Consider the following 12,953-nt stretch of genomic DNA (forward strand, 5'->3'; position numbering starts at 1 on the left):
GCCCTCGCCTACGGCGTCTCGAAAGGCTGGGTGTCCAAGCTCGTCGCCCGCTACCGCGCCGAAGGCGCCGCAGCATTCGAACCCCGCTCACGGCGTCCCAAGACCTCGCCGAACCAGACCCGGCCCGAGACAGTCGAGCTGATCGGCGAACTGCGGAAGAAGCTCACCGAGGCCGGACTCGACGCCGGACCCGAAACCATCGCCTGGCACCTCGCCCAGCACCACAAGACCACCGTCTCGCCCGCCACCATCAGCCGCTACCTCACCCGAGCCGGCCTGGTCGAACCGCAGCCGAAGAAGCGCCCGCGCTCCTCCTACATCCGCTTCGAAGCGGCCATGCCCAACGAATGCTGGCAGGCCGACTTCACCCACTACCGCCTCGCCACAGGCGCCGACGCCGAGATCCTCACCTGGCTCGACGACCACGCCCGCTACGCCCTCTCCGTCACCGCCCACCACCGCGTCACCGGCCCGGCCGTCCGCGACACCTTCACCGCCGCCTGCGCCGCGCACGGCATCCCGGCCTCGACCCTCACCGACAACGGCCTGGTCTTCACCACCCGCCTCGCCCACCACAAAGGCGGCAAGAACGCCCTCGAACACGAACTCGCCCGCCTCGGCATCACCCAGAAGAACTCCCGCCCGAACCGGCCCACCACCTGCGGAAAAGTCGAACGATTCCAGCAGACCATGAAGAAACACCTCGCCGCGCAAGTCCCGCAACCGGCCACGCTCGACCAGCTCCAGGCACTCATCGACGCCTTCACCGCGGAATACAACGAGCGCCGCCCCCACCGGTCGCTCCCGCACCGCGCCACCCCCGCCGCGGTCTACACCACCAGACCCAAAGCCGCCCCCGGCGACCTCCCCAACACCACTCCTGGCCGCGTCCGCACCGACACCATCGACAAAGCCGGGTCGGTCACCCTGCGCCACAACGGGAAACTCCACCACATCGGCATCGGCCGCATCCACGAAGGCACCCGCGTCCTCTTGATCGTCGAAGGCCTCGACATCCGCGTCCTCAACGCGGTGACCGGCGAACTTCTCAGAGCCCTCACCCTCGACCCGGCCCGCGACTACCAACCCACCGGCCGACCCAAAGGCCCCACCAGACCTGCATAGCAAAACAGGCCGGACCTTTGCAGGTTCGGAGGGTTTCCGATGTCTTGAGACACCACAGAGTCGGGACGACAGGATTTGAACCTGCGACCCCCCGCTCCCAAAGCGGGTGCGCTACCAAGCTGCGCCACGTCCCGAACATCACCGCAAAGCGGCCTCAGCCAGCGTACAGCACTACTAACTCAAAACGCCGCCAGGTATTGCCGCTGTTGCAGATGCAGCTCAAGGTCGAACCTCTAGCTGACCTGCGCAAACCTGTTCATCCTGGCGCTTGCTGCAGGGGGGTTTGCGGCTGCCGAGCTCATGGGAGCGCCACCAGGGGTGGAGCGGCTCCGATCTTTCGCGAGCGTAGAGGTACCCGCGGGCCCAGAGCAGGTGCTGTTGATCAGGGTCGGGGTTCATGGCGTAATCGGAGGTCGGCGACAGGGTTTGGACGCGTTGTCGGGACGTGGCGCACCTAGTGTCTTGAGCCATTCGAGCCTTCGGATTTCGAGGCACCGCTTGATCATGATATCGGAAGTTCTAACCTTTGCCCGGCATCTGGCCGTGTTGTATCGCGTTTATCCGGTTGGCCATGGCGGTTTTGGGCTCGTCGGATTGCGTGGAGGTCCGGGCTATGAGCGTGATCGCCCCCTTGGGGCGACCCTGCCTCCATCTCATTGAGAAGAGGCGCTACCACGAGCGCGCTCTTATGAGTGTTTCAAAGCTAATTGCGTCCAATGAGGACTCAAACCGAGATTGGGCACTAAAACAGGCCGGCGATGGCCTGGAGATTCATCCCGTGCCGCTTGTGTTTCCCGGAGTAGAAGGGCTGGTCGATCTGGTTGCGGTCGGTGTGGACCAGGGTGCCGTCGAGGATCGCGAACGCCGCACCGGAGCGGTTCGCGTGCTGCAGGGCGTCGCGGATCCCCGGGGCGCGGGCGGCGAGCAGGAGGATGGTCTCGCGGGTGCTCGCCATACGGTCGCTGCCGAGATGCCGAACCCGGCGGCAAGGCTCCGCAGTGCTTCGCCTTTACGCAGGTAGGCGAGGGTGAGCAGTGCCTGGGTGCCGGGGTCGAGGACTCGCCAACGGGAGCCGATGGTCTTGCGGTGGGTGCGGATGAGGCCGGCCACGCGGTTGAGGGTCGAGGTGGACAGGGGCAGTGCGGCAGGGTAGAAAAGCACGAGAGCTCCTGGTAGACAACGGATTTCAGCACCTGCTGTTCTACCAGGGGCTCTCCTGCTGTCTTGGGCCAGGACCTGCCATGTCCTCACGACATCTGTTGCACTGCAACAGGCCTCAGGCACGTTGAAACAAGCTCATTGAGGACTGGAAGTTCCTCCCCGAGATTTAGTCATAAAGGTCGATGCCAATCTGCCTGATCCCGCGCCCACAGCGACCGGGCCTCGACCGATCAGACTGGATTGGATCGCCTCACCAAGGGGTGCCTTGCCCGACCGCGCCTTGCCTTATTCGACCGTGACGCTGATGAGGCGGTCGTCGTCCCCGCTCGGTTCGCCTCGGCCGTCGGTATTGCTGGTGGTGAACCACAGGTCGCCGGCGGGCGAGGCGGTGACCGCGCGGAGACGCCCGAACTCGCCTTCGTAGTGCTCGGTCGAGGTGCCCGGGTCGGCGACGGGGACGGCGCGCAGGACCGCGCCGCGGAGGTTGGCTATGAAGAGCGTGCCCTCGACGACTGCGATGCCGCTGGGGCTGGCCTCTTCAGGGCTCCACTGCTGGACGGGGTCGATGTAGTCCTCGTGCTCGGCGATCCCTTCGACTGCGGGCCAACCGTAGTTGCCACCCGGCTCGATGATGTTCAGCTCGTCCCAGGTGTCCTGACCGAACTCGGCGGCGAACATGGTCCCATCCGCGGCCCAGGCGATGCCCTGCGGATTGCGGTGGCCGTAGCTGTAGACGAGCGAGCCCGGGAACGGGTTGTCCTCGGGGACGCCACCGTCGAGGGTCATGCGCAGGATCTTCCCGCTCAGGCTGTCGAGGTCCTGAGCGTCCTCGCGGTTCCCGGCGTCGCCCGTGGTGGCGTAGAGCATTCCGTCGGGGCCGATCCCGATGCGGCCGCCGTCGTGGAAGGGCGCGGCAGGGATGCCCTCGAGAAGGATCTCGGCTTCGCCGAGAGCGAGGGAGCCGGGTTCACCAGTGAGGCCGTACCGCTCGATCCGGTTGCCGTCCTCGCCGGTCGAGTAGGCGTAGAGCCGGTCCTGGTCGTCGACCGCGAGGCCGAGCAGGCCGTCCTCACCTTCGTGGACGACGCCATCGACAGTGCCGATCACGCGTGTGGCGCCATCCGGAAGGAGCTCGAGGACGTCGCCGTCATTGCGGCTGCTGATGAGGGCGGTCTCGCCGACGAACGCCACCGACCACGGAACGTCCAGATTCATCGCGATGACCTGCGGTTCGCCCGTCGGCAGTACAGCGACCGGGTCGGCCGCGGACGTCGCGGGTGAAGACGGCGACGCCGGTGTCGACTCCTCGGCTGGTGGCACCGGCTCCGAGGGGCTGCAGGCGGTCGATGCGGCGCCGATTACCGTGGCCAGCGTGAGCGGCAGGAGCCTCCGGAGCTTCATCGTTCTCCTCTGGGACGTTGCGGTTGAAGACCCATGGTAGGTCCGGATCGGCCGCATACGCCGACGCACACTCCGCACCACCCGCGAACAGACCACATAGGCAGGAAACCCGATTCCTTCAAGGGAAGCAGGAGCACTCCGTGCCGAATCAGTAGAGGTTGTCGAGCACGAACGCCCGCATGATCGCAACGCACTCCGGCGTATGTGTTTCCAGCAGCAAGTGTCCGCCGTCGTATACGTGCGCATCGACGCGATCGAGGGCGCGGAGATAGGCGAGAACCTCAGCGACATCGAAGAACGGATCACGCCAACCCCAAAGCACGAGCGCCGGCGGCTGATGGGCCCGGTGATACTCGGCGAGTTCCATGAACCGGTCGACGTGGCCGGCGTAGTCGGCGAACAGCGCGAATTGCACCTCGATGTTGCCCGGCCGTCGCATGCGCTCCCAGTCGAGGTGCCACGGCTCGGGTGCATGCAGCACGCGCAGACGCTCAGGCAGCCCCGAAAGGTACTGGTCACGGGTGCCTTCGAAGTTCAGCCAGTCCGGAAGCTCGGAGCGCTTTTCGTCGGTCGGGTCGGCCCAATAGGCCTTGGCGGTGTTCCACTGTTCGCCGAGGCCGTCCTCGTGCGCGTTGCCGTTCTGGACGATGAGACCGCGGATGCGTTCGGGGGCGCGGGTGGCCAGGTGATAGCCCACAGGCGCACCGAAGTCGTGCAAGTAGACGAAAAAGCGGTCGACCCCGAGGCGATCGAGCAGGCTCTCGATCGTCTTGGCGAGGTTCGCGAAGGTGTAGTCGAAGCTGTCGACGGTTGGCGACGAGGACATGCCGAATCCGGGGAGATCCGGCGCGATCACGTAGGCGACATCAGCCAATCCAGGCATGACCTCGCGGAAGGTATGCGATGAACTCGGAAATCCATGTAGCAGTAGGACGGTCGGATCACCGGGGCGACCGGCCTCGCGGAAGAGCACCTCCAGGCCGCCAACCTCGACTTGACGATGGCGGACCTTCTGCATCGCCTGCATCGCTTCCTCCGTTCATCGGCGGTATCTGCTGGTACCGGCCCTGAGGCGGGGCGGTGTCGACGGTTCCGCCGGTGCTTCGGCCCTGCCTCCCCGGTCCCGAGGCCTGGCGAGCATGGACCGACGATATCGACTTCCCCGACCTGTTCACCGCGAAACGCAAGGCCGGCCGTACCGGCGGTCTTCAATACCGCTTGAAAGCCTCCTCGGGATCGGCGTCCCTCATGGCGCTCGTCGCACCGCCGCCCCGAACCGGTGACCGCTGAAGGTCCGAAGATCCGCAATCCCGAACGCGAACTCGACCTGATGCGGGCGGCCGGGTTCACCGCGAGGCGCGCGGTGGAGTCGGCCGGGGCGAACTGACGCAAGGGAAACGGCCGGCGGCCCGGATGGGCCGCCGGCCGTTGCGCGTCTGCAGCGGGGTCAGATGCTCGAGCCGCCGCCGGAGGTGTTGCTCCACCAGGCGCTGTACGCGTTCAGCGAGTAGCGCTTCTGGGTGCCGCTGGTCGAGGTGATCTCGAGGCCGAACTGCATCGTGTCGAAGGTGGTGTTGCGCAGGAGGTTCTGGGAGGCCGCCCAGCGCCAGACGGCCGCCGCGTCGACGGTCCCGGAGGTCCGCTTCTCGGCGGGGATGAGCTGCAGGACGTTCCAGCCGGGGTCGGCCTGCCAGACCGAGGCGTAGAGGACGCCGCCGATCGTGACGTTGGAGGCGATCTGCCGGCCCCAGCCGCCCGCCGGGCCTCCGGCCCAGTCGGTGAAGACCATGATCTCGTCCTGGTTGTTGGTCGACCAGAGGTCGCTCGTCCAGTTCCAGTGGTCGCTGCCGCCGACGGCGGCCGAGCTGGTGCTGAACCAGAAGCCCGCCGAGTTCAGCTGCGACAGCGGGGTCTGGAGCCTGGTCGAGGTGTTCGGGTAGGACTTGATGCCGCCGCCGCTGTGGTTGGCGTCGACGTACCAGGACTTGATGCTGTTCACCGTGAGGCACTGGGAGCCGTGGTTGTCGCCCCAGATGTTGTTGTAGATCGTCCAGGATCCCTGGGTGTAGCTGTTCCACCGCTCGCAGGTGTAGTAGACCTGGGCCTGCGCCGGCGAGGCGAAGCTCAGGAACCCGGCGATCACGGCGACGATCAGGGCGAGGCGGCCCAAGCGGGCCGGCATGCTGCTGACGGTCATCGAATCCCTCCCTCGGTTCGAAATAGTGATATTGACATGTTGCGATATAAAACCTCCGGAAGTCAATGTTTAATCGGATAATTAAACAAATTAAAGTCAGATGTATCGATGTCGTCACGCCTGGAAGTCGCCGGAGAATCTTCGTTTCAGTGCCGAAACCGCGCGAATGGGCGGTGCAGAGGTCGGATTAATCGGTGCGGGTGGGGCTGAAGCGCCCGGCCTGCTCAGTGAGGTGGCGGCTGTAGTCGCGGAGCAGTTCGCGGTAGTGCCCGGGATCGGGGGCCTCGCCGGGCCGGGTCAGGGCGAGCTGCCCGATGTAGGAGACGAGCGGGTCGCCGGGGTAGCCGACGCCGTCGCCGGGGCTCTCCTCGAGCCAGGTCAGCAGCGGCGCGATCGCGGCCCGCGCGGCCGCCGTGACGCGCGCGGCGTGGACCGACTGCGCTTGCGGCCCTTCGAGGTCCGGCCAATCCTGGACCGCGTTGCGGACGGCCGCGGCGACCGCGAGCGTCAGGTCGCGCTTGAAGCCCGTGTCGACCGTCCAGTCCGGCAGCGGGTAACGGGCGTCCAGTGAGGCGGCGCGGGCCATCGTCGGTCACGCGCTCTTGCGCTTTGCCGCGGGGGCCTTCTTCGCGGTCTTCTTGCGCGCGGCGGACTTCTTGGCCGTCTTCTTGGCGGTCGTCTTCTTGGCCGCCTGCTTCGCGGTCTGCTTCGCCGCCTGCTTGGCCGGCCGCCCCGACCCGGACTTGGCCTGGTCGACGCTCTTGGCCAGCGCCTCCATCAGGTCGATGACCTTCGCCTTCGGCTCCGCCTTGGCCTTCGCCTTGAGGGTGCGGCCGTGCGACTTGGCCTCGATGAGGTCGTACAGGGCCTCCTGGTAGTCGTCGGTGTAGTCCTCGGGGTGGAACTCGTCCATGGCCATCGAGTCGATGAGCGCGGTCGCCATCTTCAGCTCGGCGGCCTTGGCCTCGCCGCCCAGGCCGGCGTCCTCGGGCTCGCGGATCTCGTCGGGCCAGACCATCGTGTGCAGGACCAGCACGTCGTCACGGGGGAGGAGCGCGGCCAGGCTCTCGCGCCGCCGCAGGGTGACTCGGACGACCGCGATCCGGCCGGCGTCGACGAGCGACTCGCGCAGGAGCGCGTACGGCCGCGCGGCGGCCTTGCCGGGCTCGGCGTAGTAGGACCGCTCGTAGAAGATCGGGTCGATCTTCTCGGCGGGGATGAACCCGATGACCTCGATGGTCCTGGAGGTGCTCACGGGCAGGTCGGCGAAGTCGTCGTCGTCGAGGAGCACGATGTCGCCGTCGTCGGACTCGGTGCCCTTCACGATGTCGTCGGGCTCGACCGCCTCGCCGTCGAGCTCGCAGACCTTCTCATAGCGGATGCGGCCGCCGTCGGACACGTGGTACTGGTGCAGCGAGAGGTCGTGGCTGCCCGTGGCCGCGCGGAGCCGGATCGGGATGCTGACCAACCCGAATGCGATGACCCCGTCCCAGACAGACCCTGGCATGACCACAGCATGCCACCGTGAGTGGCGGGTCGCGTGCGATACGTAATCATTCCTCGTTTGTCACGGCCGCCCCTCGGGTATCTTGCGCTCATGGCACGAGGTGGCAAGCTCGCCGACTACCGCCGGAAACGCGACTTCTCCAAGTCCAGCGAACCCGCCGGCGGCCGCGCGGCGCGCCGCGCCGCCAGCGACGTGGGCGAGCTCTTCGTCATCCAGCGCCACGACGCCACCCGCCTGCACTTCGACTTCCGCCTCCAGATCGACGACGTGCTCGTCTCCTGGGCCGTCCCGAAGGGCCCGTCGCTCGACCCCGCCGACAAGCGCCTCGCCGTCCGCACCGAGGACCACCCCCTCGAATACGCCGACTACGAGGGCCGCATCCCCGACGGCGAGTACGGCGCCGGGACCGTGATCGTCTGGGACACCGGCCGGTACGTGAACATCACCGAGAAGCGCGGCAAGGAGGTCCCGATCGAGGAGGCCCTCGAGCACGGCCACATCAAGGTCTGGCTCGCCGGCGAGAAGATCATGGGCGGGTTCGCCCTGTCCCGCATGGGCGACGACGAGGACAACTGGCTGCTCGTCAAGGTCGACGACGAAGGCGTCGACCGCCGCCGCAAACCCGCCAGGACCCAGCTCGAATCGGTGCTCACCGGCCGCACCAACCGGGACCTCGCGTGACCGGCTTCCAACCGCTCATGCTCGCGACGCTCACCGAGCGCCGCTTCTCCAGCGGCGACTGGATCTTCGAGCGGAAGTTCGACGGGATGCGCGCGCTGGCGGTGCGCGAGGGCGGCGGCGCGGTGCAGCTGTGGTCGCGCAACGAGCGGCGGGCCGACGCGAGCTTCCCCGAGCTGGTGGAGGCGCTCGCGGAGCTGGGCGGCCCGGACTTCGCGGTGGACGGCGAGATCGTCGCGTTCGACGGCAGGCAGACGAGTTTCGCCCGCCTCCAGGCGCGCATGCATCTCACCGGCGCCGCGCGGATCGCCGCGACGGGCGTCGACGTCTACTACTACGTGTTCGACCTGCTCTCCCTCGGCGGCGAGGACCTGACGCGCTTCCCGCTGCGGGACCGCAAGCGACTCCTCAAGCGCGCGTTCGACTTCCGCGATCCGCTGCGGTACTCGGCGCACCGCAACACGGTCGGGCGGGAGTACTTCGAGGACGCGTGCGGGCGCGGCTGGGAGGGCGTCATCGCCAAGCGCGCGGCCTCGCGCTACCGCGGGGGCCGCTCGAAGGACTGGCTCAAGTTCAAGTGCGTGCGCGACCAGGAGTTCGTGGTCGGCGGCTTCACCGAGCCGCAGGGTTCTCGGGCCGGGTTCGGGGCGCTGCTCGTGGGCTACCACGAGGGTCGCGGGTCGCTCCGCTACGCGGGCAAGGTCGGCACCGGCTACGACGAGCGCACCTTGCGGGCGCTGCGGGCGCGGATGGACAGTCTGGAGCGGGACTCGAGCCCGTTCGAGGGCCGGGTGCGCGAGAAGGGGGCGCACTGGATCGAGCCGGAGCTGGTGGTGCAGGTGGGGTTCACCGAGTGGACGCCCGACGGGATGCTGCGCCACCCGCGCTATCAGGGCGAGCGGACGGACAAGTCCGCCGAGGACGTCGTCAAGGAGACCGTCTGATGGCGCAGATCCACGTGGCCGGGCAGGACATCAAGGTGTCCACTCTCGACAAGGTGCTCTACCCGGACAACGGTGTGACCAAGGGCGACATGCTCGTCCACTACCTCGCGGTCGCCGAGTCGATGCTCCCGCACCTGCACGGGCGGCCGCTGACGATGCGCCGCTACCCGCACGGGATCGCGACCGAGGGGTTCTTCCAGAAGGACACCTCCGGCCACTTCCCGGAGTGGATCGAGACGGTCGACGTCCCGCACCGCCGCAGCGAGGGCAGCATCCAGTACGTCGTCTGCGACGACGCGGCGTCCCTGCTCTACCTGGCGAACCTGGGCACGATCGAGTTCCACATCTGGACGGCCACCACCGTCGACCTCGACCGCCCCGACCGGCTCGTCATGGACCTCGACCCGCCCGACGGCGTCACGGTGGCCGAGCTGCGGTCGGTCGCCCGCCGCGCCCGCGACCTCTTCACCGACGCCGGGCTCACCCCGTACCTGCAGGCCACGGGCGGGCGCGGCTTCCACGTCGTCGCCCCGCTCGACCGCGGCGGTGACTACCGGTTCGTGCGCGACCTCGCCGGGGACCTCGCCGACCGGCTCGCCGCCGACGACCCCGACCGGCTCACCACCGCCCAGCGCAAGCACCGCCGCGGCGACCGCATCTTCCTCGACGTCAACCGCAACGGCCGCTCCCAGACCTTCATCGCGCCCTACTCCCTGCGCGCCCGCCCCGGCGCCACCGTCGCCACGCCCCTCGACTGGAGCGAACTGGGCCGCACCGGCCCGGACACGTTCACGATCGCCTCCATTCGCCGCCGCCTCGCCCGCAAGGCCGACCCCTGGTCCGGCATGGACGCCCACGCGGCCTCGCCGCACGCCGTCCGCGAACGCCTCGACTCCTGGCGATAGCGAAGAGCAGATCGATCGATTGACACACTGTGGACTGCGAACTTAGTCTGTGGTGGCAGCGATCGACCCCGATTCCCCAGCGACTTCGCCGCCCCCCTTCGAGAATCCCGCTCCCCGGCAAGGAGACTCCACATGAGTCCGACCACTGTGCGTAGACGACGGCTGCGCCTCGGCGCGATCGCGGCGTCGGCCGCCGCCGTCCTGACCGCCGGCCTCCTCGGGGCCGTCAGCGCCCAAGCCGCCCAAGGCTGCGAGGTCGAGTACAACGTCACCGGCCAGTGGCCGGGCGGCTTCACCGCCGACGTGAAGGTGATCAACCTCGGCGAGCCGATCGACGGCTGGGACCTCGAATGGGTCTGGCTCGAAGGCCAGCACGTGACGCAGATGTGGAACGCGAAGTACACGACTACGGGCGAGACCGTGGTCGCCGAGAACCTGGGTTACAACGCCGAGATCGCCACCGGCGCCTCCACCTCGTTCGGGTTCAACGGCTACTGGGCCGGAGTCAACACCCATCCCGCCGAGTTCCGTCTCAACGGGAGGGTCTGCGACGGCAGCGTCGGCGAGCCCACCACCCCGCCCACGAGCGAGCCGCCCACCGGGTCGGCTCCGGCCATGGACCAGGCCATGCTGCCCGGCTGGAACATCGGCGACACCTCGACGCGCCGGGCGGCGAGACCGCCTGGGGCGACCCGCTGATCACCGAGCGGCTCCGGCAGACCGCCGGAGCCGCGAACCGGACCTTCTTCAAGGAGCACCGGCAGTCTTCCAGCCCGTCTGCACCGCCGGGACCACGCCGCGTTCTTCGGCGCGGTGGACGACGGGCAGCCCGTCATGCCTCGCGGCCGCCCACGAAGACCGTCGCCGGGTGGCCGTTCACCAGCACCTCGTGCTCCGACGCGATCGCGATGCGGTTCGCCCGCAGCGCCCGATCGGCCTCCTCGGCCGCCATCCGCGCGATGAGCAGCACGAACCGCCCGGTGCGCGCGTCGAGCACCCGGTCGAAGGAGCGCGCCATCGCGCCCAGGAACTCCGGCAGCGCCAGCGGCAGGTCCTCGTACTCGCCCCACGGCGGATCGGTGACGATCACGTCCACTTCACCATCCTGAAAGGACGGCAACGCCAAGGCGTCCTCGTCCAGGAACTCGATCCCGTCGCGGATCCCCGCCGGGAAATCCCCCTGCAGCCGTTCGAGGTTCGCGTCCGAATACACGATCCGCCGCGCCGGGAACGACATCCGGGCGAGCGGGAACGAGCCCGAACCCGCGAACGGGTCGAGGAACACGTCGTCGGCCCGCGGCTCCGACGCGGCCACGAGCAACGACGACAGCTCGTGGGAGATCGCCCCCGCCGCCTTCGACGAGCGCTTCGGCCGGATGTGGCGGCGGCACAGCATCAGGTAGTCGAAGTCGGTCCGGCCCACCACCCAGTACTCCTCGCCCGAGCCGCGCCCGACCATGCGCTGCCCCGAGGCGTACGCGATCTCGGTCTCGAGCGCGCGCTTCGCCCTGGAGCCCACGGCGATCAGCTCGCCGTCCACATGGAACATCACCCGGAACGTGTCGGCCCGGGCGGCGAGCCCGTCGTAGCGCAGGCTCTCGGCCAGCTCCATGACGCCCCGGTCGAGGTCGCGCCGCTCCACGTCCGCGATCACCGAGAACGAGTTCTTCACGAACGGGATCCGCACCACCTGCTCGTAGCCGCTGTCCGACTCGAAGATCAGCGAGCTGTCGTCGGCGTAGACGATCTCGGGCCGATCTACGTGCGAACCGATCGACGCCGCGACCAATTCGCCTGTTCCCGCAGGAAACTGAACGTAGTAGCGCACGACGGCGACTATACGCCGCCGCGCCCGCGAACCGGCGCCCCCGACGACGTGGCCCGGACCCTCACCGGCCCCGCTCGCCGAGCCCTAGACTGGCCCCGCAAGCACGACGACTCGGGGGGAACAGTGGAGCAGCGCGCATTCGGCCGGAGCGGCCAGACGGTGTCAGTGGTCGGCCTCGGCACCTGGCAGCTCGGCGCCGACTGGGGCGAGGTGCGGGAAGCGGACGCGCTCGCCGTCCTGGAGGCGGCCGTCGCGGCCGGCGTCACCTTCTTCGACACCGCCGACGTCTACGGCGACGGCCGCTCCGAGCAGCTGATCGGCCGCTTCCTCAAGGAGCGCCCCGACGCCGAGGTCCTGGTCGCCACCAAGATGGGCCGCCGCGTCGCCCTCGACCCGGCCCTCTACACGCTCGGCAACTTCCGGGCCTGGACCGACCGGTCCCGCGCCAACCTCGGCGTCGACCGCCTCGACCTGGTCCAGCTCCACTGCCCGCCCACTGCGGTCTACAGCTCCGACGCCGTCTTCGACGCGCTCGACACCCTCGTGGACGAGGGCCGCATCGCCGCATACGGCGTCAGCGTCGAGACCTGCGACGAGGCCCTGACCGCGATCGCGCGGCCCGGCACCGCCAGCGTCCAGATCATCCTCAACCCGTTCCGGCTCAAGCCGCTCGAGGCCGTCCTGCCCGCCGCCGAGGCGGCCGGCGTCGGGATCATCGCGCGCGTGCCGCTCGCCTCGGGCCTGCTCTCGGGCAAGTACACGAAGGACACCGAGTTCGCCGCGAACGACCACCGCACCTACAACCGCCACGGCGAGGCCTTCGACCAGGGCGAGACCTTCTCCGGCGTCGACTACGCCACCGGCGTGGAAGCCGCCGTCGAGTTCGCCGCGCTCGCACCGGAAGGCGCGAGCCCGGCGCAGACCGCGCTGCGCTGGCTCATCCAGCAGCCCGGTGTCTCCACCGTGATCCCCGGCGCCCGCAACCCCGAGCAGGCGCGGGCGAACGCCGCCGCCGCCGACCTCGCGCCGCTGCCCGAATCGACGCTCGCCGCCGTGCGCGACCTCTACGACGCGAAGATCCGCGCCCAGGTCCACGACCGCTGGTAGCCGCTCCTGGCGCCTCCCCGGAGGCGCCAGGTCTCCGCGGCCGTTGATATCGACGGATCGATATCGTTGACTTTTGGGGGAGGCCCGGTTAGTCTGACCG

General features: G+C 68.6%; 12 protein-coding genes, 1 tRNA gene and 1 pseudogene. 6 read left to right on the forward strand and 8 right to left on the reverse strand.

All coding sequences use genetic code 11. The features are described 5' to 3' along the window. Window positions 1–1,125, forward strand: a 1,125-nt coding sequence (locus AB0K52_RS18360) for an IS481 family transposase (RefSeq protein WP_363533479.1), incomplete at its 5' end; no start/stop codon positions are given. Window positions 1,126–1,185: 60 nt separating this feature from the next. Here AB0K52_RS18360 and AB0K52_RS18365 read toward each other — a convergent pair. The 7 genes and pseudogenes from AB0K52_RS18365 to AB0K52_RS18395 form a co-directional block, all read right to left on the reverse strand. Next, a tRNA-Pro gene (locus AB0K52_RS18365) sits at window positions 1,186–1,259 on the reverse strand. Window positions 1,260–1,879: 620 nt separating this feature from the next. Beyond that, window positions 1,880–2,286: pseudogene (locus AB0K52_RS18370) on the reverse strand (transposase family protein); the annotation flags it as partial. 285 nt (window positions 2,287–2,571) lie between these two features. Next, window positions 2,572–3,687 carry a PQQ-dependent sugar dehydrogenase gene (locus AB0K52_RS18375; RefSeq protein ID WP_363533482.1) on the reverse strand — a complete coding sequence of 372 codons (1,116 nt, stop codon included), beginning with the start codon at window positions 3,685–3,687 and terminating at the stop codon, window positions 2,572–2,574. A 148-nt stretch (window positions 3,688–3,835) separates the two neighbouring features. After that, window positions 3,836–4,714 (reverse strand): alpha/beta hydrolase, encoded by an 879-nt coding sequence (locus AB0K52_RS18380; RefSeq protein ID WP_363533485.1) that lies wholly within the window; start codon window positions 4,712–4,714, stop codon window positions 3,836–3,838. A gap of 420 nt (window positions 4,715–5,134) precedes the next feature. Next, window positions 5,135–5,884 carry a hypothetical protein gene (locus AB0K52_RS18385; RefSeq protein ID WP_363533488.1) on the reverse strand — a complete coding sequence of 250 codons (750 nt, stop codon included), beginning with the start codon at window positions 5,882–5,884 and terminating at the stop codon, window positions 5,135–5,137. Window positions 5,885–6,071: 187 nt separating this feature from the next. Then, window positions 6,072–6,470, reverse strand: coding sequence for a hypothetical protein (locus tag AB0K52_RS18390; protein ID WP_363533491.1), 399 nt, complete (start codon window positions 6,468–6,470; stop codon window positions 6,072–6,074). 6 nt (window positions 6,471–6,476) lie between these two features. Next, window positions 6,477–7,391, reverse strand: a complete 915-nt coding sequence (locus AB0K52_RS18395) for a Ku protein (RefSeq protein WP_363533494.1) — start codon at window positions 7,389–7,391, stop codon at window positions 6,477–6,479. A gap of 90 nt (window positions 7,392–7,481) precedes the next feature. On the opposite strand from AB0K52_RS18395, the gene AB0K52_RS18400 reads away from it, so the two are divergent. The 4 genes from AB0K52_RS18400 (at window position 7,482) to AB0K52_RS18415 (ending at window position 10,617) form a co-directional block, all read left to right on the forward strand. Next, the gene (locus AB0K52_RS18400) at window positions 7,482–8,072 is read left to right on the forward strand and encodes a DNA polymerase ligase N-terminal domain-containing protein (RefSeq protein ID WP_363533497.1); all 591 of its coding nucleotides are present in this window, start codon (window positions 7,482–7,484) and stop codon (window positions 8,070–8,072) included. A 17-nt stretch (window positions 8,073–8,089) separates the two neighbouring features. Then, on the forward strand, window positions 8,090–9,013 hold the full coding sequence (gene ligD / locus AB0K52_RS18405) for a non-homologous end-joining DNA ligase (protein WP_363533925.1): 924 nt from the start codon (window positions 8,090–8,092) through the stop codon (window positions 9,011–9,013). After that, a complete protein-coding gene (gene ligD / locus AB0K52_RS18410; protein ID WP_363533500.1) occupies window positions 9,013–9,918 on the forward strand; it encodes a non-homologous end-joining DNA ligase in 906 nt (301 codons plus the stop codon). Before ligD (AB0K52_RS18405) ends, ligD (AB0K52_RS18410) begins: the two co-directional genes overlap by 1 nt. A 132-nt stretch (window positions 9,919–10,050) precedes the next feature. Next, window positions 10,051–10,617 (forward strand): cellulose-binding domain-containing protein, encoded by a 567-nt coding sequence (locus tag AB0K52_RS18415; RefSeq protein WP_363533503.1) that lies wholly within the window; start codon window positions 10,051–10,053, stop codon window positions 10,615–10,617. A gap of 133 nt (window positions 10,618–10,750) precedes the next feature. Here the strand turns inward: AB0K52_RS18415 and AB0K52_RS18420 are convergent, their stop codons facing one another. After that, window positions 10,751–11,746, reverse strand: a complete 996-nt coding sequence (locus AB0K52_RS18420) for a hypothetical protein (RefSeq protein WP_363533506.1) — start codon at window positions 11,744–11,746, stop codon at window positions 10,751–10,753. Between the two features lie 123 nt (window positions 11,747–11,869). Between AB0K52_RS18420 and AB0K52_RS18425 the strand changes: the two genes are divergently transcribed. Then, on the forward strand, window positions 11,870–12,853 hold the full coding sequence (locus tag AB0K52_RS18425; protein ID WP_363533509.1) for an aldo/keto reductase: 984 nt from the start codon (window positions 11,870–11,872) through the stop codon (window positions 12,851–12,853). Window positions 12,854–12,953 lie beyond the last annotated feature (100 nt).

The organism is Glycomyces sp. NPDC049804, from assembly GCF_040674615.1.
Lineage (GTDB): Bacteria > Actinomycetota > Actinomycetes > Mycobacteriales > Micromonosporaceae > Glycomyces > Glycomyces niveus.

Excerpts from the sequence above, each read along its gene's own strand:
- AB0K52_RS18375 (WP_363533482.1), bottom strand. The coding sequence starts at position 3,687 with ATGAAGCTCCGGAGGCTCCTGCCGCTCACGCTGGCCACGGTAATCGGC.
- AB0K52_RS18380 (WP_363533485.1), bottom strand. The coding sequence starts at position 4,714 with ATGCAGGCGATGCAGAAGGTCCGCCATCGTCAAGTCGAGGTTGGCGGC.
- AB0K52_RS18385 (WP_363533488.1), bottom strand. The coding sequence starts at position 5,884 with ATGACCGTCAGCAGCATGCCGGCCCGCTTGGGCCGCCTCGCCCTGATC.
- AB0K52_RS18390 (WP_363533491.1), bottom strand. The coding sequence starts at position 6,470 with ATGGCCCGCGCCGCCTCACTGGACGCCCGTTACCCGCTGCCGGACTGG.
- AB0K52_RS18395 (WP_363533494.1), bottom strand. The coding sequence starts at position 7,391 with ATGCCAGGGTCTGTCTGGGACGGGGTCATCGCATTCGGGTTGGTCAGC.
- AB0K52_RS18400 (WP_363533497.1), top strand. The coding sequence starts at position 7,482 with ATGGCACGAGGTGGCAAGCTCGCCGACTACCGCCGGAAACGCGACTTC.
- ligD (WP_363533925.1), top strand. The coding sequence starts at position 8,090 with ATGCTCGCGACGCTCACCGAGCGCCGCTTCTCCAGCGGCGACTGGATC.
- ligD (WP_363533500.1), top strand. The coding sequence starts at position 9,013 with ATGGCGCAGATCCACGTGGCCGGGCAGGACATCAAGGTGTCCACTCTC.
- AB0K52_RS18415 (WP_363533503.1), top strand. The coding sequence starts at position 10,051 with ATGAGTCCGACCACTGTGCGTAGACGACGGCTGCGCCTCGGCGCGATC.